The sequence below is a fragment of the Mycobacterium sp. SM3041 genome, from assembly GCF_039668335.1.
Taxonomy (GTDB): domain Bacteria; phylum Actinomycetota; class Actinomycetes; order Mycobacteriales; family Mycobacteriaceae; genus Mycobacterium.
Window position 1 is genome coordinate 1 of the sequence record NZ_JAYXBQ010000046.1, and the last position, 23,827, is coordinate 23,827.

The window sequence follows — 23,827 nt, forward strand, 5'->3', positions numbered from 1 at the left end:
CTAGCGCGCTGACAACCGCCGGGCGATCTCGCCGTACCGCTCGAAACGGTCCGTCCCGCCGAGGGCGTTGTAGAGGACGACGCGGGTGGCGACGCCCTCGTATCTGGCAATCAGCTTGTCCGCCAGGTCATCCCACGTCGACTCGGTGGCGAACGCGGCGATGTGGTCGTCGGTGATCTGCGCCATCATGCCGGCCATGTCGCCCGCCTTCTGCTTCTCCCGCAACCGCGCGGTGGTGCCGTCGAAACCGGCTTCGTCCCAGATGAAGGCGTAGTTCGGGGTGCTGCCGTAGAAGCTCATGCTGGCGCGCACGAATTCGCGTTCGTTGTGACGTTCTTCGTCGGTGTCGCCGACGATCGTCATGGCCGGGATGATCGTGTCGATGTCGGCGGGGGAGCGGCCCGCCTTGTCGGCTCCGGCAGCCACATTGGGCAGCACGTGGCGGGTGACGTAGCCCGGTTCGCCGAGCGGGTGGATGTGCACGCCGTCGGCGACCTCGCCGGCCATGCGCAGCATCCACGGATTCACCGCGGCGATGTCGACCTTGGGATCGGGCGCATCGATGGGTCCGGGGCTCCACTGCGGCGTGATGAAGTCCAGGTCGTAGAAATCGCCGTGATGGTCGAGCGTGCCGGTCCGGAATGCCGTGAAACACGCCTTCACGGCGCGCACGTAATCGCGCAGCCGCGGGCCCGGCTGCTCGAACGGCATGCCGTAGCGCCGCACCACGTGCGTCCGCACCTGGGTGCCGAGCCCGAGCCGGAACCTGCCGCCGGTGGCTTCCTGGAGCTCCCACGCCGAGGCCGCCGTGACGAAGGGGCTGCGCGGAAACGCGACCGCGACACCGGTGGACAGCTCGAGTCCGGGAGCGGCCTGGGACGCGACGGCCGCGCTCAGATATGCGGTCCGGCCGGTCTCGGTCAGCAGGAGACCGGAGAATCCGGCGGCGTGGGCGCGCTGGGCGAGTGTGCCCATCTGGGCCAAGGGCTGCGGAACCGTCATCACGTCGATGTGCACGGTGGCAGCCTACGGTTGCGCCACTTGTCAGCTGGTGTGGTCGAACGTATTCGCCGTCCACACCTCCACCGCGCCACCGGGGCCCGAAGCACCACGCATCTGCACGCGTGATGTCCACATCGCGCGGATCCACCCTGCGGCGTGAAGGCAGGTACTAGCGTCTGGGCAGCGGCAGTTCACTTCGGAGGGGGTAGGCGTCATGCGGGTGCTGGTCACGGGCGGGACCGGGTTCGTCGGTGGTTGGAGTGCGAAAGCCATTGCGGACAAGGGGCATTCGGTCCGGTTCCTGGTGCGCAACGCGGCTCGGTTGCAGACCAGCGTGGCCCAATTGGGCGTCGACGTCTCTGACCACGTGGTCGGCGACATCACCGATCGCGACTCGGTGCTGCGCGCGCTGGACGGGTGCGACGCCGTGCTGCACGCCGCGGCGCTGGTCGCCACCGATCCGAACCAGGCGGCGCAGATGCTGAGTACCAACATGGACGGTGCGCGCAACGTACTGGGCGGCGCCGTGGAACTGGGCCTTGATCCGATCATTCACGTCTCGAGCATCACCGCGCTGTTCAATCCCGACGTGGACAAGCTCGAGGCCGACCTTCCGGTGTTCGGCGGTACCGACGGCTACGGACGTTCCAAAGCGCAGGTCGAGATCTACGCCCGCGGCATGCAGGACGCCGGGGCGCCGGTGAACATCACCTATCCCGGCATGGTCATGGGTCCGCCGGTCGGCAACCAGTTCGGCGAGGCCGGCGAAGGCGTGGCGCAGGCACTTCAACTCGGCGCGATTCCCGGCCGCAGCGCGGCCTGGACGGTGGTCGACGGTCGGGATCTGGCCGAGCTCCACGCGGCGTTGCTGGAGCCGGGCAAGGGACCCCGCCGCTACATGGCCGGCGGCCATCGCATTCCGGTGGACGAGCTGGCTCGGTTGTTGAGCGAAGTCGGCGACAAGACCATGTTCTCCGTTCCGGTTCCCGACACGGTGCTGCGGCTGGCCGGCCAGGTACTTGATCGGCTGGGACCATTGCTGCCGTTCCAGACGCCGTTCACCGAAGCCGCGATGCAGTACTACACCCAGATGCCCGACTCGGACGACACCCCGAGCGAGCGCGAACTCGGTGTCACCTATCGCGATCCGCGCATCACCTTGGCCGACACCGTCGCCGGCCTTCGTAAGCTGAACCACTGAGGGCGAATGATGGCTGACGTCAAGAAGTTTCAGGTCACCTTCGACTGCGCGGTACCCGAGCGCGTGGCGCGGTTCTGGTGCGACGTGCTGGGATACGTCGTACCACCGCCACCGCCAGGATTCGCATCGTGGGACGACTTCGACCGTGCACTGCCACCCGAACATCGAGGTTCGAAGTTCGCGTGCGTCGATCCCGAAGGCGTCGGCCCGCGCCTGTTCTTCCAGCGCGTTCCCGAAGGGAAGACGGTGAAGAACCGCGTGCATCTGGATGTGCACGTGGCCACCGGTCTGTCCGGGGACGAACGACTGGCGGCGCTCGAGGCGGAGTGCGAACGGCTGGTCGCGCTCGGTGCGGTCCGCGTGCGATTGCTTCCCGCCGACGACATCAACGAGTCGTGCATCGTCATGCAGGACGTGGAGGGCAACGAGTTCTGCCTCGACTGACCGCAGGCCCGTTTACCGCTGGCGCCGTGGGGTATTCACCAATTGCCTACGGCGCCAGGTCCGCTCGTTCGGGGGTCGGGCACGCTCGCCAGGTAGGAATGCGATGTCGCATCCGTCGCGGACCTTGACGCATGAGGCCATGCAGTCGAGGCAAGGACGAGACAATGACCATCAAACAACTGGCAGCAGCAGCCACCGTCGCCGGCAGTCTGGCGGCCGGCTTGTTCGGCGTGGCCGGCGGAATCGCGACAGTGTCGCCGAGCACCCTGGGAAGCGGCGTCGCGAGCGCCGAACCGAATGTGCCCCCGGCGATTCCGCCGCCCTGGGCGCCGGTCCAACCGAACCCGCCGTGGTGGGCTCCGGGTGCGTCCGTGGTGTGGAGCCCGGCCATCGAGCGTTGGGGCTTCTGGTGGTTCGGCAATTTCATGCCGATGTAGGCAGGTTGCCGTAGCCACCGGAACGAGCCGGTCGTCGCATCTCAGAAAAGAAATGCGGCGACCGGTTCAACGGCGTAGATGTGGTGAATCGGAATTGGCGACGACAACACGAGGGGTGCCATGAGGCGACAGGTTGCGATCGGTGCGGTCAGCATGGCGGTTGTCGTGGGGATCGCCGGCTGCAGTGGCGAGAAACCGCCGTCGGAGACGACGAGCTCGAGCAGCAGCACCACCACCACCAAGTCCACGTCATCGCCGGCATCGTCAACGACGGCCTCGCCCACCCAACCGCCGACCGGCAATCCGCCGCCCGGCCAGGCCGAGGTGACCGTCGACGGGGTGCGTCAGAACATCACGGGCAATGTGGTCTGTACCAACGCCGTCGGAAACTTCAACATCGCCATCGGTCAGAAGGCCTCGGGAGTGGCGGTGGTGCTGACACCGGACGCCGCCACGGTGCACTCGGTGATCCTGGGCAACGTCAACGGCGTCATTCTCGGCTATCAGCAGGGCGTGTCGGGCGGCGAGGCCACGGCGTCCAAGGACGGCGACACCTACGTCATCAGCGGTAGCGCTACCGGGGTGACGGCAGCGCTACCGCCCGTGATGGTGACCAAGCCCTTCGAGATTCGCGTTACCTGCAGCTGATGCTCACGCCGCGATCTGAGTGACGTTGAGGTGCTTGTGCGCCTCGGCCTTCCGCTGCGCGAGCTTCGAGTGCGACCTGCCGTAGACGAAGTACAGCGCGACGCCGACGGCCATCCACACGACGAACCGAAGCCACGTCTCGACCTCCAGGTTGATCATCAGCCAGAGGCACGACAGCGCAGCCAGGATCGGGACGAGCGGCACGAAAGGCACCCGGAAGCCGCGTTTGAGATCGGGCCGCGTGCGGCGCAGGATCGGCACTCCGATCGCCACGAGGATGAAGGCGACGAGCGTGCCGATGTTGACCATGCCCGCGAGGGTGCCGAAGTCCACGAACGCCGCCAGCACCGCGCACACCACGCCCACGATGACCGTCAATCGCACCGGGGTGCCGTGCTTGCCGGTGTGCGAAAGCCGCTTGGGGAGCAGGCCGTCGCGGGACATGGCGAACAGGACGCGGGTCTGGCCGAGGAACATCACCATGACGACGGTCGACAGGCCCGCCAATGCGCCGATGGAGATGATGTTCTTGGCCCAGGTGTCACCGTGGAGGGCGAACGCCGTTGCGAGGGTGGCATTTTCTCCCTGCAGTTCGGTGTACGGCACCATGCCGGTGAGCACGAACGACACCGCGACGTAGCAGACGGTGACGATGGCCAGCGCGCCGAAGATGCCGCGCGGGACGTCGCGCTGCGGGTTGCGGGTCTCTTCCGCCGCGGTGGCGACCACGTCGAAGCCGATGAACGCGAAGAACGCGATGCTGGCCGCGGTCAGCAGACCCAGCCACCCGAAGCTCGTGCCGCCGGTTCCGGTGAGCCAGGCCAGCATGGACTGGTGTACGCCATCCGCCTTCGCCGAGGGCTGCGCCGCCGGGATGAAGGGGGTGAGGTTCGAGGCCTTGAAGTAGGTGGCACCGACAACGAGGATCAGCACGATCACGGACAGCTTGATCGCCACGGCGACGGCCGAAACCCGCGACGACAGCTTCGTTCCGGTCGCCAGCAGCACACCGACGATGGCGATGATCACCAGCGCACCCCAGTCGAACTTGACCGACCCCAGGTGCACCACCGGTGACACCGTCCCACCGAGGACGTGGCCGAGATACTGCGACCAGCCTTTGGCGACAACGGACACCGCGAGCGCGAACTCGAGGATCAGATCCCAACCGATGATCCACGCGACCAGCTCACCGAAGGTGGCGTAGGCGTAGGTGTAGGCGCTGCCGGCGACGGGCACAGTCGAGGCGAACTCGGCGTAGCACAGCGCGGTGAGCCCGCATGTGATCGCCGCGATGACGAAGGCGACCGACACGGCCGGCCCCGCCATGTTGCCCGCGGTCTGAGCGGTAAGGGTGAAGATGCCGGCGCCGATGACGACGGCCACGCCGAAAACAGTGAGATCCCTTGCCGTCAGATCTTTGCGGAGCTTCGAGTCGGGCTCATCGGTGTCCCGGATCGACTGCTCGACCGACTTGGTGCGGAAAAGCCCGCCGCCGGCGCCCATCAGATGGCTCCGTCGAGCCGCTGTTCGGCGAACAGGTTCGCGGCGGCGCCGATGCTGATGCCCGTCTCGCGCGCGGTGGCGATGATGTCGCGGCAGCGGTCGTAGATCCGGGTCACGTCGCCCTCGACGGCGGTGCGGTCCGCGCCGTGCAGTTCACCGGCCACCTGAATGAGGCCGCCGGCGTTGGCGACGTAGTCAGGTACCCAGGTGATTCCGCGGCGGCCGAGCAACAGCTCGACGTCCGGCGTCGCGAGCTGGTTGTTTGCGGCACCGCAAATCAGCTTCGCCTCGATGGTGTCAGCGCTCATAGGCGTCAGAGTAGACCCGAGGGCACACGGAGCATAGACATCGACCGGGGCGTCGGCAACCGAATTGAGAAGGCGCACCGACGGGTGGTCATTCGACAGGCGCAGCAGCGCAGCGGCGTTCACGTCGGTGGCGTACACGTCCGCGCCATCCGCGAGCAGCAGTGCGATGAGTTCCCGGCCGACCTTGCCGACACCCTCGACGCCGACGGTCCGGCCGGCCAACGTCGCTGCGCCCCAGACAGATTCGGCGCCGGCACGCATGGCGTTGAACACGCCCAGCGCGGTGAGGCGCGCGCTGTCACCCGAGCCGCCGGCCCCGGCGCTGCGGCCGGTGACGTGCGACGTGTACTTGCCCATGATGTCGAGATCGTCGGTGTTGGTGCCGACGTCACCGGCGGTGACGTAGCGTCCGCCCAGGGTGTTGACGTAGCGCGCGAACGCCGCGAACAGTGCTTCGCTCTTGTCGCTGGTGGGATCGCCGATGATCACGGACTTGCCGCCGCCCAGGTTCACCCCGGCCGCCGCGGCCTTGTACGTCATGCCCCACGACAGCCGCAGCACGTCCTCGAGTGCCTCGAATTCGTCGGCGTACGGGTACATGCGGCAGCCGCCGAGGGCCGGGCCCAGCGCCGTCGAGTGGATCGCGATGATGGCCTTGAGACCGGATTCGGCGTCCTCGCAGAACACGACCTGCTCGTGGCTACGGGAGCTCAGCTTGTGCGAACGACCGAAGACTCCGGCGGGGGTGGATACCGGGGAGTTGGACACTACTGTCACTACGGATTCCTTTCTGGTGCCGCATGTTCGGCGGCATGGTTGACGCTGCCGCGGGTGTCACGGCAGGACAGCTGGGGTGGCGCCGGTCAGGCCGGGATGCCGAGCTCGCGCAGGCGTGCCCAGTACAGCTCGACGTTGCCGAGTTTGATGTCCTCGTAACCGCGAACGATGTCGGGCAGTCCGGCTGCCTCGACAGCCGTGGCGTAGTTGTCGACAGTCAGTTCGGCGGCGAGGCGCAGCACCATGGCCGTGTAGTGAGACAGCAACTGCCGCTCCACTTTTCGCACGTGCGCGTAGCCGAACGGGTCCAGCTTGGTGCCGCGCAGCACCTTGGCCTTGGCCAGCATCTTCAGTGCCACATGCGATTTCGGTCCGAAGCCGACCTTCTTCGTGCGGCCCATGGCGCGCAGGACGGGCGGGTGCAGTTTGTAGGTGAGGTTCTCCCCACCGGGCACCTGCGCCTGCACATCGGCCAGGAACGCCGGGTCGACCAGCAGCCGGGCGACCTCGTATTCGTCCTTGTAGGCCGTGAACTTGTGCAGCCCGCGGGCGACGGCCTCGCTGAAGGCGGTGTTGTCGGTGATGGTGCGCTCCAGCTGCCACACGGCCTGCACCGTTTCGACGTACCGCCGCGCGACCTTCGTGTTCTGGTAGCGGACCAGTTCACCGGCACGCAGTTCGACCAGCCGGCGCACCTCGCCGCCGAACGTGGTGCTGGCCAGCAGCTCCGGGCTGGCCACCGCGGGCCGGGCCTTGGGCCGGGCGGCCTCGACGGCGGCGGCGAACGCGGCCGGATCGGCCACCGCAACGCGGCCCCAGCGGAACGCCGCCACATTGGCAGCGACCGCGACACCGTTGATGCCGATGGCCTCTTCGATGCTCGCCGCGGGCAGGCGCAGGCCGCCGTTCTGGAAGGCGGCACCCACGACCAGGAAGTTGGCCGCTGCGGTGTTGCCGAACAGGGCCTGTGCCGCGGCCAGCGCATCGAAGTGCGTCAGCGTGCGGGTGACGCCGGTCAGCCGGTCGAGCAACGACTGGGTCTCCGGGTAGGCGACGGACTTGTCGTACACCATGTCGCCGGTCGGGGTCTGGCTCGTCGAGGCGACCGCGATGGTTCGTTCGGCACTGCCGTAGGCCAGGTTCCGGTTGTCGGTCGCGGTGAGCAGGTCGATGGCGATGATGCAGTCGGCACTGCCCGAGGTGAGCCGGTTGGACGGCTCGAGGGCGGCGGTCGAGAACCGCAGGTGCGACACCACCGGTCCGGCCTTCTGACTCAGGCCGATCTGGTCGAGGCTCTCCACCTCGTAGCCCGCGCGCAGGGCGGCGGTCGCCAGCACCTGGTTCACCGTGACGATGCCGGTGCCACCGATGCCGGCGAGCAGGACGTTCTGCGTGCCGGTCGGCACACCGAACCCCGGATCGGCGACCCGCGGCGGTTCCGGCGCCTTGCGCCGGGATGTCTTGCGGCCCTTCTTCTCCGGGGTCAGCTCGACCGTGACGAACGACGGGCAGTCGCCGTCGAGGCACGTGTAGTCGGTGTTGCACGACGTCTGGTCGATGCGGGTCTTGCGGCCGAATTCGGTGTCGACCGGCTGTACCGACAGGCAGTTCGACTTGGTGCCGCAGTCGCCGCAGCCCTCGCACACCGCTTCGTTGATCACCACGCGCGTGTTGCGGGTGGGCAGCGTGCCGCGCTTGCGCTGACGGCGCGCGTCGGCAGCGCAGTGCTGGTCGTAGATGAGCACGGTCACACCCGGGATCTCTCGCAGCACCTTCTGCGCCTCATCGAGGCGGTCGCGGTGCCACAGCAGGGTGCCCTTCGCGAGAGCTTTCTTGTTGTGCCGCTTGGGTTCGTCGGCGCAGATGATGATCTGCTTGACGCCCTCGGCCGTCAGCTTGTGCGTGAGCCCGGCAACGACCAGGCCGCCCTCGACGTCCTGTGCGCCGGTCATGGCGACCACTTCGTTGTAGAGCAGCTTGTAGGTGATGTTGACCCCGGCGGCGATGCAGGCCTGCACCGCGAGCTGACCCGAGTGGAAGAACGTGCCGTCGCCGACGTTCTGGAACAGGTGCGGCACGTCGGTGAACGGTGCCTGCCCGATCCACTGGCTGCCCTCGCCACCCATCTGCGTCAGACCCACCACGGCGCTGTCACTGCGGCCGGACATGGTGACCAGGGTGTGGCAGCCGATGCCACCGCCGCCGATGGAGCCCTCCGGGATCGCGGTGGAACGGTTGTGCGGGCAGCCGCTGCAGAAGTAGGCGGTTCGCTTGGCGGACAACACTTCCAGTGACAGTGGCGGGGGAGGGGTGCGCTTGAGCTCGACGTGATCGCGCAGCACCCGGCGCAGCGGCGCGAGCAGGCGGGCGGCGGTCAGCTCACCACCGAGCGGGAACAGCGGCATACCGGCGGCATCGTGCTTGCCGACGATCTGCGGGGCATCGGCGGTGCCGTACAGGATTTCACGGACCTGGGTTTCGATGAACGCCGTCTTGTCCTCGACGACGATCACCTGCTCGAGACCGCGCGCGAACGCCCGGACGGACTCCTGCCCGACGGGGTACGGCATCCCGATGCGCAGCAGGCGGATTCCCGCGCGGTGCAGTGCCGCGTCGTCGACGCCGAGGTCGAGCAGCGCCTGCCGGACGGCGTCGAAGGTGGTACCGGTGGCGGCGATGCCGACCTTTGCACGCACCGGATCCACCTCGAGGACGTCGAGCTGGTTGATGTCCCCGAACGCGCGGACGGTCGCCCAGCGCGGACCGTAGAGGTCGGCCTCGGCGATGAGGCTGTCGGCCGGTGCGGCCATCGGTCGCTGGACGTAGGTGAACGGCTTGCCGTCCCAGAGGATTTCAGGTGCGGTGATGGTGATGTCGGCGACATCGGCGTCGACCGTCCAGGCGCCGTCGGCCACGTCGGCGACGATCTTCATCGCCACGACGCAGCCCGATGCGCGCGACAGCGCGACGCCCTGCATGCCCATGGTGATGATCTCTTCGGCGTTGCGCGGGAACAGGACCGGGATGCCGAGGGCCGCGAGCGACCGTTCGCTCACGGCGGGCACGGTCGACGATTTCGATGCCGGGTCGTCGCCGACCAGCAGCAGCACGCCGCCGCGGGGATTGACGCCGTACATGTTGGCGTGGCGCAGCGCGTCCGTCGCGCGGTCGACGCCGGGTCCCTTTCCGTACCAGACGCCGATGACCCCGTCGTGGGTGGCTTTCCCGGCGGGAAGGTCGGTCTGGCTGCCCCAGACCGAGGTGGCGGCGAGCTCCTCGTTGAAGCCGGGCGTGAAGACGACGTCGTGCTCGGTCAGCACGTTCGGCATGCCCAGCAGCATCTTGTCGACGCCGCCGAGCGGGCTGCCCTGGTAGCCGGAGACGAAGGTCGCGACGCGGCGGCCGGCACGGAGGTCACGGACATGCTGCTCGACCATCATGCGGGCGATCGCCTGGACGCCGGTCAGCAGGACGGGGCCGGCGCCGGCGCGGTACCGGTCGTCGAGGTCGTAGGGCGCGGCGGGTTCGGCCGCTGCGAGTTCGGATCGGGACAGGACACTGGTCATCGAGAACCTCCACACTTTCCGCCACTCAGATCGCCAGTCCTAGGTGCGAACTATTAGCAATCAGTGCAGCGAAATCTGCCCCTGTGGGTGATCTACGTCAACAGTCGGTCAAAATGTTGAGCAGACTGCTCAATTGTGACGTGGCACACTGTGACGCACGCATCATTTTGTTCGACGTTGCGTCACGTGCTGCACGAGAGGAAGCGATCGGTATTCGACCGGAGTCGCCATCGCGAGCATGGTTTCGGAGTGTTTGACGCCGTCGATGCGATGCACGCGCTGGATCACGCTGAGCAGTTCTTCCTGCGTCTGCGCGGCGATGCGGGCGAGCAGATCCGCCCGTCCCGTCGTGGCGTGGACCTCCAGTACATGCGGGACGTCCTGCAGAGCTTCGATGATGGCGTTCATCTTGGTCTGGTCCGTCTCGATGAAGACCAGCGCATGCACCGCGAACCCGAGCTGCGACAGGTTGATGTTGGGCGGGTAGCCACGCACCAGGCCGGATTCTTCGAGCCGCTTCATGCGCGCCTGCACGGTATTTCGAGCGACCTTCAGCCGCGACGCCAGCTCGAGGATCGGCGTCCGCGGGTCGGCGGCCAGCTCCGACAGCAGCGCGGAATCGAGTGCGTCGAGCTTGATGGTCATGCGCCATTTTCCCACGGCGGCACCGTGGGTCACGCCGATTCGGCGACGCTCACCTGCGGTTCGCACCGCACGTCGAAGTTGACGGAATTGGCGATGAAACACAGGTGGTGGGCCCGCTCGTGGACGCTCGTGAGCGCCTCGCGGTGCCGGTCGTCGACGATCTCGACGACCGGACGCAGCACCACCTCGGTGAAATACCCACCACCGTCAGGGGTCTGCGCCATGGTGCCCGACGGATGGTCGGCGTATCCGGTGACGACGATGCCCTCCTGGGAACACAGCGCCAGGACCCACAGCATGTGGCACTGCGACAGGGACGCCACCAGGAGCTCCTCGGGGTTCCAGCGCTGCGGGTCGCCGCGGAAAGCAGGATCAGCGGAGCCGGCGATCGTGGGTTTGCCGTCGGCGCTGACGTCGTGCGCGCGGTCGTACTCGCGGTAGCCCGAGGTTCCGGTGCCGGTATTGCCGGTCCATGTCACGTCGAGCTCGTAGTGGTGCGTCTTCGCCATGGCGGGCGTCCCCTTCGTCGGTGCTGGCGCGTACCTCTGTTCTAGCGCACGCCCACCGCCGCTCAGTGTTTACGCCGGCCGTGGTCGCCCTTCTCTTTGGACTCTTTGGACTCCTTGGACGAGGCGGCTTTGGCGGCGTCCACCTTGGCCGACGAGTCGTCACCCTTCGCCGCGCGCTTGGACTTCTTGGTGGGTGTCGCCGGCTTGGCATCCTGCTGCTCGGCGGCAGCCGTCGACGTGGCCGGTGCGGCAGCCGATTTGGGTGCGGTGGCGTGGTCACCGGGCTTCTTGGCTGCCGATTCTTCCTGCTTCGCTTTTGATTTGGCGCCCTTCGCTAGGGTCCGCGCGACAACAGCGGTCGGCTGCGCGACCGTTTGCGCCGCGGTCGCGGTCGCCCCGGCGGTCGTACCAGTCGTGCCAGTCGAGACCGACGCGGCCGGGCGCGGCGCGTGGGTGAGGACGTTGGCCAGGCTCTGGACCGAGGACACGACATTGGCGACTGCCGTCAACGGGTTGTGCCCGCTCAGCACCGTGCCGACTCCCGTGGTCGAGAGCGTGGCCACGGCGTAATAGACGCCGACCGCGGCCCGCAGCACCCTGACGACGTAGATCACCGGCGTCAGCGGCGCGAGGTGGGGCGCCAGAGTGGCTGTCACGGTACGCGTGGCGCCGGCCGCGGCGGCGCCGGCCGATCCGATTCCGCTGACCAGCTGCTTCACCTGTGGCGAGGATGATGCGCCGGGAAACGCGGTGACCGCGCTGACCAGACTCTGCAGGTGCCCCGCCGTCGACGTCACCTTCTCCACGGCCTCGTACTCACCGGTGCTGGAGTCAACCTGTGCGCTCAGCACCAGCAGCGGGAAGTCCGGTGTCTGCCAGTAGATCACGTCGGTGGCGACGGCCTGGGCCGCGCCTCCGACGTTGCCGACGTACCGAATCGGATTGAAGGCGGTGTCGATGGCTGCCGCCGTGAGCGCGTACCGGTATTCGGCGCTGTGCACCGTCGTCGGGTGCGCGGCCGGGAGAACCGGTGCGGCGCTGGTGACCACGACGGCTGCCGAGCACACCACCGACAGGGTCACGGCCTGCGTCTTGACCCACATGCGAACTACCTCCTCGATTCCCCGCCACGGCGAGATTTCCGAAAACCGAACCCCCGCTTGGGCTTCGGTGCTTTCTCTTTGTCTTCCTTCGCGCTGCCAGACTCCTTGGCGCCGGCAGCAGCTGGTTTGGCGGCCGCCGGATTCAGGGCCCTTGCCGCCAGGGCGGCGATCGACGGCCGGGGAGCCGGATCTCGAGGTGCAACCTGCGGGCGGTGGACGTAGGCGCGGTCGATCTGCGGCCGGAGCAGAGCGTCGATGAGAGACGTGTTCAGTCCGGCATCGCGCAACGGTTGAGTGAGTGGCAATCGCCTGGTGGGCACCACGTAATGCGTGGTGGTGCCGCCGGCGGCGTTGGTGCGGACGGTCTTGAGCGTTCCCGGTGTCGCCGGGTTGGCGGCCGACCCGTAGTCGGTGTGCACGAATCCGATTCCCATGACGGCGTTGAGGACGGCCAAACGCGTTGGCTTGTCCGGCCAGTCCGAGAAACCGTCGTACTCGCGAACGATCTCGGTGGTGGGGTATGCGCTCGCCCTTGGCACGTTCGGCGCGAACAGTTGCAGTGCCGGATTCTTGGTCGTGATGCCGCCGGTGGTGTTCTGCGGGTCACCGAAGGTCACGAATTGCAGATTGTCCGCACGGTGACGAGTGAACGAATCCTGCAGCGACCGCGAGAGTTTCACGTAGTTCAGGACGATGGCGCCCTGGCTCAGGCCGGCGAGGGTGACGGCGGCGCCGTCCGGAACGGTGGCGAGGGTCGCGTTCACCTTGGTGCTCCCGATGACTGCGTCCGCGCCGAACAACAGGCCTGCGGGATACCCGATGCCATGGATGGTGCCGCTGGAATCCAGGTACCCGTCGGCCAGTCCCAGGGCCTCGCGGGCGGTCGGCGACACAGCGCACAAGCAGGTGCCCTGCAGATAGAAGGTGACGTCGGGGCTTTCGTCCGATGCCGCCGCCGACGGCTCCGCGCCGATCGCCACGCAGAGTGCGACAACGAAACCTATTGCACTGCAGCGGTTCAGGCGGGCCACTGGGCAGTTTCCTATCTGTGCACGAGGACGGAATTACGGTTGATACGCAGCGCGCCACGAATCGGGCGACGATGTCGCCCGTGGTGACGTACGTGGAATCTCGCTGATGAGTCAGCGGCGGTGATGGCGGCGTGGAGCGAATGATTCTCGCCGGCGCGTCTGATGTGCCCTGCCGTCCCCGACTACCCCCGTTTGGTACCTCAGTACAACTTGACCAGGCGAAATTAACACCGTCGCAGCATTCTTGCTCGCCATGAGACGCACGTCACCGCGAGCTCAGCGCCGGAACACCACCCAGCGCATCGCGGCGTACATGTAGACCGCCTCGCAAACGCCCGCGGCCATCCGGGCGACGTGGTACTCGACGCCCAGGGCTGACAACCCGGTCGACACACCGAGGATGAACGCCAGGTAGTTGACAGCGACCACGACGACGTAGACGGCGAGCTGCGGACCCACCGCGCTGTGCGAGCTGAAGTTGAAGATTCGATTCAGCACATAACTGAGCCCGAACGCGCTCGCATAGGCCGCCGTGACTGCCCCTGCCAGTGGCAATCCCAACCCGTCGCGCAATCCGGTGAGCAACAACAGGTCGATCGCGAACGTGCAGCCGTTGATCAGTGCGAAACCCAGGAACGTCGGAGCGACAATCGATTTGAGGCCGAAGGGCAGCCGGCCGACGGCCAGCTCACAGCCCCGGTGAAATCGGTCGACGGCGCGCTGCAGGCCACTCGCCGCGTCGACGGTCACGCGGGCACTGTGTCATGGGCCGGCGTCGGCCAGGTAGCCGCGAGGCGAACTCTGCGCTGCGGCTCGGCAGCGTCCCGTAATGTCCACGGCGATGAGCGCCACCATCATCACGTCGGCGGTAGCGACCTTCGCCGTCACCAACATCGACGATCTCGTGGTGCTCGCGGTGTTCTTCGGCCAGGCCCGGGGCCACCGCGGCGCGGCCGCGCGGGTGGCCGCCGGACAGTACCTGGGTTTCGCCGCCATCTTGGTGGTGTCGATATGTGCCGCGCTTGTCGGCGCGGCATTGCTACCGGTCACCGTCCTGCCGTGCCTCGGATTGTTGCCAATCGCGTTGGGGCTCAGGGCAGCTTGGGCGGCCTGGCGGGGTCGTGGCGCCGAACCGTCGGAAGCCGACGGCGGGCCGGCGTCGTTCGCGCCGGGTGTCTCGCAGGTCGCCGCCGTGACCTTCGCGAACGGCGGCGACAACGTGGGCGTCTACGTGCCGATGTTCATGGTCGCCACTGCCGGCACCGTCGCCTGGTACGTCACGGTGTTTCTCCTCGGGGTCGGGGTGTGGTGTATCGCCGGCCGGTATTTCGCCTCGCATCCGGTCGTCGCCGACACGTTCACGCGGTGGGGACACCTCATCCTGCCCGTGGTCCTCATTGCGGTCGGAACCACGATCCTCATCGAAGGCGCCGTCTTCGCGCGGTGACCGCAGTATGTTCACCCGGGTGACCAGCAAACGACTGTCGCCGCTCGATTCGATGTTCCTGGCGGCCGAATCTCCCGAGACGATGATGCATGTGGCGGGACTCATGCAGTTCCGCCCGACATCGGGCGACGCCGGGGACATCCTGGATCAGCTGCGCGACGAGATCTACGGGTCGAACGAGATCGAGCCGCCGTGGAACATGAAGCTGCAGACGCCGTGGTTCCTGCTGAATCCACTGCAGCGGTGGGTCGAGGACCCGAAGTTCGACGTCATGTATCACGTCCGGCGGTCCGCATTGCCCCGTCCCGGCGACCAGCGTGAGTTGGGAATCCTGATCTCCCGCCTGCATGCTCGCCAGCTGGACCTGACGCGACCGCCCTGGGAACTGCACATCATCGAGGGCCTCGACGACGGAAACGTCGCCCTGTACGTCAAGATGCACCATTCCCTCGTCGACGGCTACACGGCGATGAAGACGCTCATCCGGTCGATGTCGACCGACCCGTCCGACACCGACACCCCGCTGTTCTTCCGGAACCCGGTGCCGAAGCGGGAGCGCAAGACGGACGAGAAGGACAGCAGCCTCATCCCCGACATCGGCGGGCTGCTGCGGTCCGTCACCTCGGAGTTGTCGACCGTCATCGATCTGCCTGCCGCGTTCGCCAAGCTGGCCGTGACCGCGGTCAGCAGGAGCAATCCGCTCGTCGGGCCGGGCCAGGCGCCGCACACCATCTTCAACGGTCGCATCGGCCGGAGCCGGCGGTTCGCCACACAGCAGTACGACATCGCGCGGCTGCGGGCCGTTGCGGATGCGGCCGGCGCGACTCTCAATGACGTCGCGCTCGCGATCTGTGGCGGTGGACTGCGTGACTATCTCCTCGGACTCGACGCCCTGCCCGAAAAGTCGCTGATCGCCATGCTGCCGGTCAACATTCGCCCGAAAGACGATCCCGGCGGCGGCAACGCCGTGGGCGCCATTCTCGCGACACTGGGTACCGACCTCGCCGACGCCCGCGAGCGGATCGAGACCATCAGCGCCTCGACGAAGGCGGCCAAAGATCAGTTGTCGGGCATGACCAGCACGGCCATCCTGGCCTACACCGCGGCACTGATGGCGCCGTTCCTCGTGCAGACCGGAGCGGCGACGGTGGGTGCCCCCAAGGTGGCACCGGCGTCCTACAACGTCATCTTGTCGAATGTCCCCGGACCTGACTATCCGCTGTACTTCCGGGGCAACGAGCTGGTGTCCACCTATCCGGTGTCGATTCCCGTCCACGGTGTCGGCCTGAACATCACATGTCAAAGCTACTCGGGCACTTTGAATTTCGGTTTCACCGGGTGCCGCGACTCGATGCCGCACATGCAGAAGCTGGCCATCAAGACCGGCGAGGCGTTGCTGGCGCTCGAGCAGGCCTACGGTCTGCTGTGAAAATTGTGTGTAAACGCAATTGACTCAAGTGGCGAAACGAACAGTCACAGCGGTCTCAATGGTGCTACCTTCACCGAACCAGATAGCGCCGGAGAGTAGGTATGAAATGAGTGCAACGACCACGCGATTCGCTCGCATGTCAATGGGGGCAGCAACGTTCGGCGTTGCATCTGCGGTGGCTGCATTGATCAGCATGCCGATCGCGCACGCCGACGAACTGCAGTGCTCGGACGGCTTGGTCGCCTCCGAAGGCACCTGTGTGCCGCAGGTGGATGCGCCCGCGGCTCCGGAAGCGGCTCAAGGTCCGTTCAATGCGCCGGAATCCTCGCTCGATGACCCCAGCTTGTTCACGCCGCCCTACCAATTGACCGAAGACGAGGTGGCCTCGCCCGGATACAACGGCGGTGGTCGGCGGTAAGCCGGTCATGGCCGACGCCGGACACCCGAGCCGCCGTGGGGTACTCCTCGGTGCGGGTGCCGTCGGTGCCGGGGTGGTGCTTGCCGCCTGTGGCGGGAAAGAGTCGCCATCGCCGGCCGGCCAGTCCACGAGCAGTGAGACCAAGGCCGCATCACCCTCGGTGAAGACTGCCGATGTGCCGGTGGGCGGGGGAGTGGTCCTCGCCGCGGCGAAGGTCGTCGTCACTCAGCCGAAGGCCGGTGAGTTCAAGGCGTTCACCGCGGTGTGCACCCACAAACAGTGCACGGTGTCGAAGGTTTCCGACGGCACCATCGACTGCCCTTGCCACGGAAGCAAATTCAGTGCGGTCGACGGCTCCGTCGTCACCGGTCCGGCAGAGGAGCCGCTGGCGCCGAAGGCGGCGTCGGTCGTCGGGGACACCGTGACCGTCGCCTGACCTCACGTCCGACGACTACACCGAGCAGTCATGGGTCAATGCTGGGGCGGCGCCCTTGGTGGTGGATTCTTGGCAGATTCCTGTGGCTCGCGGGTATCGCTCGCCATCTGCTGTGTGTCAGCATGGAAAAACCGGTCGCAGTTAGCTGGTGCAAGGCGGTGAAGCTGGTATGGACATCATCAAGCTGTTCCGAGCCAGGCGGTTAGCCCATGTCGTCGGGGTCGCCACGGTCGTCGCTTCCGCGTTTGTGGGCGCTCCGGCACCACCGGCGTCCGCCGACCCGTGCCCCGATGTCGAGGTGGTGTTCGCCCGCGGCACCAGCGAACCCCCGGGTATCGGGATGGCCGGCCGGGCCTTCGTCGATGCCCTGCAGGCCCAGGCAGGCAACAAGTCGGTGGCGGTATATCCGGTGAACTATGCCGCCAGCAGCGATTTCGGGAACCGGCTGGATTTCGTACAGAGCGTTGTCGACGGGGTCAAGGACGCCGCCACACACGTCGAAGCGTCGGCCGCGGCCTGCCCACAGACCAGGATCGTCCTCGGCGGATACTCGCAGGGCGCAGTGGTTTCCGGGTTCACGACCGCGAACGCGCTGCCGAAGGAGATCCCGGCGGACTTGGCGGAGTACACCTGGTACGCGCCCAAGCCGATGCCGCCGACGATCGCGAATCACGTTGCGGCGCTTGTACTGTTCGGAAAGCCCTCGTCGCAGTTCATGGCGGACATCGGCGCGCCGCCGATAGCCATCGGGCCCGCGTACGTGGCCAAGACCATCGAGTTGTGCGTACCCGACGACACCATCTGCAACGGGGCCCCCGCGGGTGGGCCGTCGTTCGCGCACATCACCTACGGCTCGAATGGCATGGCCGACCAGGCCGCGACTTTCGTCGTCGGCAGGCTGTGACGACGTTCCTGCTCGTTCCGGGTGGCGGATGCGATCCGTCATACTGGCGATTTGTGGTGCGCGAGTTGGCTGTTCGCGGGCACCGCGGCATCGCGGTGGACCTACCATGCGCCGATGATGCGGCCGACCTCAACACGTACGCCGACGTGGTCGCGGCACAACCATTCGATGACGGCGAACCGCCTGTGGTCGTGGCGCATTCGTTCGGCGGGTTCACCGGAGCGCTGGCCTGCCCGCGGGCCGGTGCTGCGGAGTTGATCTACGTCTCGGCGATGGTTCCCCGGCCGGGCGAACGCCCCGGTGATTGGTGGAGCGCCACCGGATGTGTTGCCGCGCAACGGGAAGCGGCCGCCGCGGGTGGGTACGAAGTCGATGACGCCGTCGCGCTGTACTACAACGGTGTCGACCCCGCCGTGGTCGCGGAGGAGGTCGAACGCGCGCAATCGGAGACCCCGTCGCTGAAACCGTGGCCGGCCGAAGCGCTTCCGCAGGTTCCGACGCGGTTCATCCTGTTCCGCGACGACCGGTTCTTCCCTGAGCGATTCATGCGGCGCGTGGTCGCGGACCGTCTCGGCATCGAACCCGAGGTCATGCCCGGCGGTCACATGGCGATGCTGTCGCATCCGGCCGAACTCGTCGATCTCCTGACGCTCGGCCGGTGAGGTATGCCTGTTCGACGGGGTTCGCGGTCAGGTCGGCAGCGCGGCTGTAGGCGTCGGCCGCCTCGCTTGTCCGGCCGAGACGAGACAGCAGTGCGGCGCGGACCACGTGATAGACGTGGTAGCCGGCCAGGTCGAGCGCTTCCACCAGATCCAGCGCCGTCTGCGGGTCATGGACCTCGGCAACCGCCACGGCGCGATTGAGGGCGACAACGGGTGTCGGGGCAATCGCCATCAGCTGGTCGTACAGGGCGAGAATCTGGTGCCAGTCGGTGGCGGCGGCGGTCGGCGCGTCACTGTGCACGGCGTTGATGGCGGCCTGGATCTGGTAGGGCCCGGGCTGGTTCCTGCGCAGGCATCTGCGGACCAGCGCCTGCCCTTCGGCAATGAGGCCGCGGTCCCACCGACCGCGGTCCTGGTCCGCCAGCAGAACAAGCTTGCCGTCCGCATCTGTTCGCGCCGCGCGTCGTGCATCGGTCAGCAGCATCAGCGCGAGCAGTCCCCAGACCTCGGGCTCGTCCGGCATCAGCTCGGCCAGCAGCCGGCCGAGCCGAATCGCTTCGGCGGTGAGTTCGGCCCGTACGAGATCGTCGCCTGAGCTTGCAGTGTGTCCCTCGTTGAAGATGAGGTACACCACCGCGAGGACGCCGTGCACACGCTCGGGTAGGTCACTGTCGTGCGGCACCCGGTAGGGGATGCGGGCGTCGCGGATCTTGCGCTTGGCGCGGACCAGCCGTTGCGCGACAGTGCTTTCCGAGATCAAGAAGGCACGGGCGATCTCCTTGGTGGACAGGCCGCCGAGCAATCGCAGCGTGAGTGCGACGCGCGCGTCGAGGGCGAGCGCCGGGTGACAGCAGGTGAAGATCAGGCGTAACCGGTCGTCGTGCACGGGGCCTTCTTCGAGATTGTCGTCATCGGCCGCCGGATAGAGCAGTGCCGCCTGCGCGTGCCGTTCATCGCGGACGGTTTCCCGGCGGAACCGGTCGATGATCGTGTGCGCGGCGGTGGTGATGATCCAGCCCGCGGGGCTCGGCGGCGCGCCGGTCTGCGGCCAGCGGTCCACTGCTTTGGTGAAGGCGTCCTGGACCGCCTCCTCGGCGAGGTCGATGTCGCCGAATCGACGGACCAGGACAGCCACCGCGCGCCCGTACTCCCGCCGGAACACGCCGGCGATCTCTGCGGGCGGCAGCTCTAGCACGGCCGCGTTCAGCCCCTCAGATCGCCCCGGAACGGGCGCACCTCGATGGGCAGGAGCCGCACGGCTTCCGCCTGCCTGCGGGCCCAGCCGAGCGCGGAATCCAGATCGGGCACGTCGATGATGGTGAAGCCGCCCAGGTGTTCCTTGCCCTCGGCGTACGGTCCGTCCGTCGTCAGGACCGCGCCGTCGTGGACCCGGACCACGGTCGACGCGTCAGGACCGTGCAAGCCACCGGAGAACACCCACACGCCCGCTGCCTTCATGTCGTGCTCGACCGCGTCCAGGGCATCCATGATCGGCCCCAGCACCTCCGGCGGCGGCGGATCGCCGACCGGCTGATGCATGGCGAGTAGGTAGTGCATGACCGTCACTCCTCGATTCGGGGCGGCCGGTTGCCACCCTTCACCTTCTACACGAACGGCTACCCCGGGTTTCGACAGACATCGGATTTTCCTGGGCGATCGGCAGAATGTCGGGATGGCCTGGCACCATCGGGAAGCGTGACTTCCGTGCAGCGGCCGGTGCCGCCCATCAATGCCGACGAGCGCGCCACACTCGAGGGTTGGCTGGACTTCTACCGCGCAACGTTGGCGGCCAAATGCGAGGGTCTCGACGACGAGCAGTTGCGCACCGCGTCCGCGCCGCCGTCGGAGCTGACGCTGCTCGGGTTGCTGCGGCACGCCGCGGAGGTGGAGCGCAACTGGTTTCGCCGGGTGCTCGCCGGTGAGCAGGCACCACCGATTTTTGGGCCCGCGGATCACCCCGAGGGCCACGACGGCGGATTCGAGCTGTCACCGGAGTCGTCGTACCCGCTCGCGTTCCGGATCTGGCAGGACGAGATTGCCCATGCGCGCGCCAACTGCGCTGCGCGCCGGCTCGACGACACCAGCCCGTTCATGGGTGGCGAGGTGAATCTGCGCTGGATCTACACGCACATGATCGCCGAGTACGCCCGCCACTGCGGGCATGCCGACGTCATCCGCGAACGGATCGATGGTGCCACCGGCGTGTGATGTGGACGGTCAGAGGACGTAGAGCATCTCCTGATACGTCGGCAACGGCCACAGGTCGTCGGCCACCACCGTCTCCAGCGTGTCGGCCGCGGCACGGACCGCCTCCATGGCGGGCAGCAACGCAACTTGCGCGTGCTTGGCCTCGTCATAGGCCGACGCGGCCGAATGCTCCGACAGTGCCGCCTTCAGCGTGGCCAACGCGTCACTGAGCGCACTGATCGGCTCCGAGACCGATTGCAGCAGCGTCAAACTCGGCGTCATACCAGCCGCCGTCAATGCGGCGACGTTCTGTGCGAGCTCGGTCTGGTAGCGCAGCGCGGCCGGCAGCACGATGGTGGAACCGATCTCGAGCGCCAGCTTGGCCTCGACGCCGATCGTCAGCGCGTACTGCTCCAGGCGTACCTCATAGCGGCTGTGCAACTCCCGCTCGTTGAAGACGCCGTACTTCTCGAAGACCGCCACCGCCTCGGGCTTGATCAGTTCCGGGATGGCATCCAGCGTGGTCTTCAGGTTCGGCAGCCCGCGGGACGCCGCCTCGGCCTGCCAGTTCTCCGAGTAACCGTCACCGTTGAAGACCACCGCACCGTGTTCGGTGATCACCTCGGTGAGCAGCTTCTGCACCGCCGTGTCGAAGTCTTCGCCGTCGGCCACAGCTTGCTCCAGATTGGTGGCGATGTAGTCGAACGAGTCGGCCATGATGGTGTTGAGGACGATCATCGGGACCGCCACTGTCTGGCCCGAGCCCGGTGCCCGGAACTCGAACCTGTTGCCGGTGAACGCGAACGGGCTGGTGCGGTTGCGGTCACCGGGGTCGGTCGGCAGCACCGGCAGGGTGTCGACACCGATGATCATGCTGCCCTTGCCTTTCGACGACGTCGCAGCGCCCTTGGCGATCTGCTCGAAAACATCGGCAAGCTGATCGCCCAGGAAGATCGAGATGATCGCGGGCGGTGCCTCATTGGCACCCAAGCGGTGATCGTTGGTCGCCGATGCGACCGAAACCCGCAGCAGCCCAGCGAATTTGTGCACCGCGCGGATGACGGCGGCGCAGAACACCAGGAACTGGGCGTTCTCGTGGGGCGTGTCGCCCGGCACCAGCAGCGACCCCAGTTCGGCGTTGCCGACCGAGAAGTTGACGTGCTTGCCCGAGCCGTTCACGCCGGCGAACGGCTTCTCGTGGAACAGGCATTCCATGCCGTGCTTCTTGGCGATGGTCTTGAACACGGTCATCAGCAACTGCTGGTGGTCGGAAGCGATGTTGGCGCGCTCGAACATCGGGGCCACCTCGAACTGCCCGGGGGCGACCTCATTGTGGCGCGTCTTGGCGGGGATGCCGAGCTTGAACAGCTCCCGCTCGGTGTCCATCATGAACCCCAGCACCCGGTCGGGGACGGCACCGAAATAGTGGTCGTCGAACTCCTGGCCCTTGGGCGGTTTGGCGCCGAAAAGCGTACGGCCGGAATTGATCAGGTCGGGCCGGGCGAGGAAGAAGTGCCGGTCGACGAGGAAGTACTCCTGCTCGGGACCGCAGAACGAGACGACCTTCTCGAGATCCTTGTGGCCGAACAGCGTCAGGATGCGTTCCGCGTGGATGCCCATGGCCTGCTGGCTGCGCAGCAGCGGTGTCTTGTAGTCCAGCGCCTCGCCGGTCATCGACACGAAAACCGTTGGGATACAGAGTGTGTTGCCGTTCGGGTTCTCGAGGATGTACGCCGGGCTGGTGACGTCCCAACCGGTGTACCCGCGGGCCTCGAACGTGGACCGCAGACCGCCGGACGGAAAGCTCGACGCGTCGGGCTCGCCCTGCACCAGCGTCTTGCCGGCGAACTCGGCCAGGGCCTGCCCGTCAGAGACCGGCTCGAGGAAGCTGTCGTGCTTTTCGGCAGTCAGGCCGGTCATCGGATAGAAGACATGCGCGTAGTGCGTCGCGCCCTTTTCCAGTGCCCAGTCCTTCATCGCGGCGGCGACGGCATCGGCGACCGTCGGATCCAGCTTGGCGCCCTTCTCGATGGTGGCGACCACCGATTTGTAGATCGCTTTGGGCAGGCGCGCCTGCATCTCGGCCTTGGTGAATACGTTGGTGCCGAAGATCTCGCCGGGCGCTTCGGCCGGGTCGAAGGTGTACGCCGGGGGCGTATAGGCCTGGACGCCGGCGATCGCTCGCAAGCGGGTGGTATTTCCGCTCAATGCAGTTCCTATCCCTACGTGAATGACCGCTTCACACTAGGGACGCCTCATGGCAGCAGTGTTACGTCGATGTCAAGGGCGGCGTCAAGTACCGGTCAGCCGCGGCGGCCGACATCCTGGCTCAGAATCTTGGGCCACGTCTCGACGTCCTCCGGTGTGTGAGCGAGCGTCAAGGTGGACCGCGGCATCAGCGCGGCAAGGGCTTCGGCGGTCGAGAGCGGATGGGCCGGGTCGTCGATCCAGGCCAGGATCGTTGTCGGCACGTCGATCCGCGCGATGGCTTCGGGCGTCGGTAGGTCACTGAGCGCGGCACCGCGAAACAGTGACGGCAGTAGGGCGTCGGCGACATCGGGAACGGTTTCGGGTGCACCCACGGTCGCCGGCGGCCGGGGCGCGCCACGAGAGGCCGCAATGAACGCGCCGACGCCCTCGGTCTCGATGAGCGTGGCCGCGGCCTCGTAGTGCGCGGCCTGCGCGCGCCGGGTCTCCCACGCGGTGGCCGGCACCATCAAGGTCAGTCCCGTGAATCGTTCTGGTTCGCGGCACGCCGCATGCAACAGCGTCCCGGTGCCCATCGACGGCCCGACCCCGTGCACCGGTTCGCCGGGAAACCACCGGTCGAGCAGATTCAGCAGGTCTTGCGCGAGCTGTTCCCACCGGTAGTCCGCGGGGACTTTCCGGCCCGTCGACTTGCCGTGGCCACGCGCGTCGTAGCGCAGCAGCCGCGTCCCGCTGAGCCCCCGGCCGAGGTCGAGATTGAGCACCCGATCGCGCGCGCGGCTGGAGGTGAGTCCGTGGAGTTGGACAACGGGGTGGCCACCTTCGTCGCTCAGTTCAACCGCAAGCTCGGCTCCGGGAACTGCGAAAGTAGGCATCAGGCAACTCTTTCCGTAACCGATCGCCTCGTCGTGGCGTCGACCTGCTGACCGAGCATTCAGGCTAACCGGGGCGCTAGGGTA

General features: G+C 67.0%; 24 protein-coding genes. 11 read left to right on the forward strand and 13 right to left on the reverse strand.

Annotation, left to right across the window (positions count from 1 at the left end):
* The gene (locus VXD91_RS15045) at window positions 1–1,017 is read right to left on the reverse strand and encodes a TIGR03617 family F420-dependent LLM class oxidoreductase (RefSeq protein ID WP_346415782.1); all 1,017 of its coding nucleotides are present in this window, start codon (window positions 1,015–1,017) and stop codon (window positions 1–3) included.
* A gap of 199 nt (window positions 1,018–1,216) precedes the next feature.
* Between VXD91_RS15045 and VXD91_RS15050 the strand changes: the two genes are divergently transcribed.
* The 4 genes from VXD91_RS15050 (at window position 1,217) to VXD91_RS15065 (ending at window position 3,732) form a co-directional block, all read left to right on the forward strand.
* On the forward strand, window positions 1,217–2,203 hold the full coding sequence (locus VXD91_RS15050) for an NAD-dependent epimerase/dehydratase family protein (RefSeq protein ID WP_212811382.1): 987 nt from the start codon (window positions 1,217–1,219) through the stop codon (window positions 2,201–2,203).
* Window positions 2,204–2,212: 9 nt separating this feature from the next.
* The gene (locus VXD91_RS15055; protein WP_212814807.1) at window positions 2,213–2,647 is read left to right on the forward strand and encodes a VOC family protein; all 435 of its coding nucleotides are present in this window, start codon (window positions 2,213–2,215) and stop codon (window positions 2,645–2,647) included.
* Window positions 2,648–2,811: 164 nt separating this feature from the next.
* Window positions 2,812–3,084: a hypothetical protein gene (locus VXD91_RS15060; RefSeq protein WP_212811383.1), complete on the forward strand. Its 273-nt coding sequence runs from the start codon at window positions 2,812–2,814 to the stop codon at window positions 3,082–3,084.
* Window positions 3,085–3,204: 120 nt separating this feature from the next.
* Window positions 3,205–3,732 carry a lipoprotein LpqH gene (locus tag VXD91_RS15065; protein ID WP_346415783.1) on the forward strand — a complete coding sequence of 176 codons (528 nt, stop codon included), beginning with the start codon at window positions 3,205–3,207 and terminating at the stop codon, window positions 3,730–3,732.
* 3 nt (window positions 3,733–3,735) lie between these two features.
* On the opposite strand, the gene VXD91_RS15070 is transcribed toward VXD91_RS15065, so the two are convergent.
* The 8 genes from VXD91_RS15070 to VXD91_RS15105 form a co-directional block, all read right to left on the reverse strand.
* A complete protein-coding gene (locus VXD91_RS15070; protein ID WP_346415784.1) occupies window positions 3,736–5,238 on the reverse strand; it encodes an amino acid permease in 1,503 nt (500 codons plus the stop codon).
* A complete protein-coding gene (locus VXD91_RS15075; protein ID WP_212811386.1) occupies window positions 5,238–6,323 on the reverse strand; it encodes a Glu/Leu/Phe/Val dehydrogenase dimerization domain-containing protein in 1,086 nt (361 codons plus the stop codon). Before VXD91_RS15075 ends, VXD91_RS15070 begins: the two co-directional genes overlap by 1 nt.
* Window positions 6,324–6,409: 86 nt before the next feature.
* Complete coding sequence (locus VXD91_RS15080) at window positions 6,410–9,889, reverse strand: indolepyruvate ferredoxin oxidoreductase family protein (RefSeq protein WP_346415785.1); 3,480 nt, start codon at window positions 9,887–9,889, stop codon at window positions 6,410–6,412.
* Window positions 9,890–10,051: 162 nt separating this feature from the next.
* On the reverse strand, window positions 10,052–10,534 hold the full coding sequence (locus VXD91_RS15085; protein WP_061001308.1) for an Lrp/AsnC family transcriptional regulator: 483 nt from the start codon (window positions 10,532–10,534) through the stop codon (window positions 10,052–10,054).
* Between the two features lie 29 nt (window positions 10,535–10,563).
* Entirely contained in the window at window positions 10,564–11,043 is a 480-nt protein-coding gene (locus VXD91_RS15090; protein ID WP_212811387.1) for an OsmC family protein, read from the reverse strand.
* A 62-nt stretch (window positions 11,044–11,105) separates the two neighbouring features.
* Window positions 11,106–12,146, reverse strand: a complete 1,041-nt coding sequence (locus VXD91_RS15095; RefSeq protein WP_346415786.1) for a hypothetical protein — start codon at window positions 12,144–12,146, stop codon at window positions 11,106–11,108.
* A gap of 5 nt (window positions 12,147–12,151) precedes the next feature.
* Window positions 12,152–13,126 carry a PE-PPE domain-containing protein gene (locus tag VXD91_RS15100; RefSeq protein WP_346415787.1) on the reverse strand — a complete coding sequence of 325 codons (975 nt, stop codon included), beginning with the start codon at window positions 13,124–13,126 and terminating at the stop codon, window positions 12,152–12,154.
* Window positions 13,127–13,453: 327 nt separating this feature from the next.
* Window positions 13,454–13,927, reverse strand: a complete 474-nt coding sequence (locus VXD91_RS15105; protein WP_346415788.1) for a GtrA family protein — start codon at window positions 13,925–13,927, stop codon at window positions 13,454–13,456.
* A gap of 91 nt (window positions 13,928–14,018) precedes the next feature.
* On the opposite strand from VXD91_RS15105, the gene VXD91_RS15110 reads away from it, so the two are divergent.
* From VXD91_RS15110 to VXD91_RS15135, 6 genes are all read left to right on the forward strand, one after another.
* Entirely contained in the window at window positions 14,019–14,624 is a 606-nt protein-coding gene (locus VXD91_RS15110) for a cadmium resistance transporter (protein WP_346415789.1), read from the forward strand.
* Between the two features lie 7 nt (window positions 14,625–14,631).
* Entirely contained in the window at window positions 14,632–16,053 is a 1,422-nt protein-coding gene (locus VXD91_RS15115; RefSeq protein WP_212811392.1) for a wax ester/triacylglycerol synthase family O-acyltransferase, read from the forward strand.
* Window positions 16,054–16,246: 193 nt separating this feature from the next.
* Complete coding sequence (locus tag VXD91_RS15120; protein WP_346415790.1) at window positions 16,247–16,471, forward strand: hypothetical protein; 225 nt, start codon at window positions 16,247–16,249, stop codon at window positions 16,469–16,471.
* Between the two features lie 7 nt (window positions 16,472–16,478).
* The gene (locus VXD91_RS15125) at window positions 16,479–16,907 is read left to right on the forward strand and encodes a Rieske (2Fe-2S) protein (RefSeq protein ID WP_346415791.1); all 429 of its coding nucleotides are present in this window, start codon (window positions 16,479–16,481) and stop codon (window positions 16,905–16,907) included.
* A gap of 169 nt (window positions 16,908–17,076) precedes the next feature.
* Window positions 17,077–17,811: a cutinase family protein gene (locus VXD91_RS15130; RefSeq protein WP_244872537.1), complete on the forward strand. Its 735-nt coding sequence runs from the start codon at window positions 17,077–17,079 to the stop codon at window positions 17,809–17,811.
* A 65-nt stretch (window positions 17,812–17,876) separates the two neighbouring features.
* Window positions 17,877–18,473: an alpha/beta hydrolase gene (locus tag VXD91_RS15135; RefSeq protein ID WP_346415792.1), complete on the forward strand. Its 597-nt coding sequence runs from the start codon at window positions 17,877–17,879 to the stop codon at window positions 18,471–18,473.
* On the opposite strand, the gene VXD91_RS15140 is transcribed toward VXD91_RS15135, so the two are convergent.
* Window positions 18,400–19,659 carry an RNA polymerase sigma factor gene (locus VXD91_RS15140; RefSeq protein ID WP_244872939.1) on the reverse strand — a complete coding sequence of 420 codons (1,260 nt, stop codon included), beginning with the start codon at window positions 19,657–19,659 and terminating at the stop codon, window positions 18,400–18,402. The two genes, VXD91_RS15135 and VXD91_RS15140, sit on opposite strands and share 74 nt — an antisense overlap.
* 17 nt (window positions 19,660–19,676) lie before the next feature.
* The gene (locus tag VXD91_RS15145; protein ID WP_318985023.1) at window positions 19,677–20,030 is read right to left on the reverse strand and encodes a YciI family protein; all 354 of its coding nucleotides are present in this window, start codon (window positions 20,028–20,030) and stop codon (window positions 19,677–19,679) included.
* A 138-nt stretch (window positions 20,031–20,168) separates the two neighbouring features.
* Between VXD91_RS15145 and VXD91_RS15150 the strand changes: the two genes are divergently transcribed.
* The gene (locus tag VXD91_RS15150; protein ID WP_212811397.1) at window positions 20,169–20,681 is read left to right on the forward strand and encodes a DinB family protein; all 513 of its coding nucleotides are present in this window, start codon (window positions 20,169–20,171) and stop codon (window positions 20,679–20,681) included.
* Between the two features lie 9 nt (window positions 20,682–20,690).
* Here the strand turns inward: VXD91_RS15150 and VXD91_RS15155 are convergent, their stop codons facing one another.
* Complete coding sequence (locus tag VXD91_RS15155) at window positions 20,691–22,868, reverse strand: glutamine synthetase III (protein ID WP_212811398.1); 2,178 nt, start codon at window positions 22,866–22,868, stop codon at window positions 20,691–20,693.
* Between the two features lie 95 nt (window positions 22,869–22,963).
* Window positions 22,964–23,743: an alpha/beta hydrolase gene (locus VXD91_RS15160; protein WP_212811399.1), complete on the reverse strand. Its 780-nt coding sequence runs from the start codon at window positions 23,741–23,743 to the stop codon at window positions 22,964–22,966.
* Window positions 23,744–23,827 lie beyond the last annotated feature (84 nt).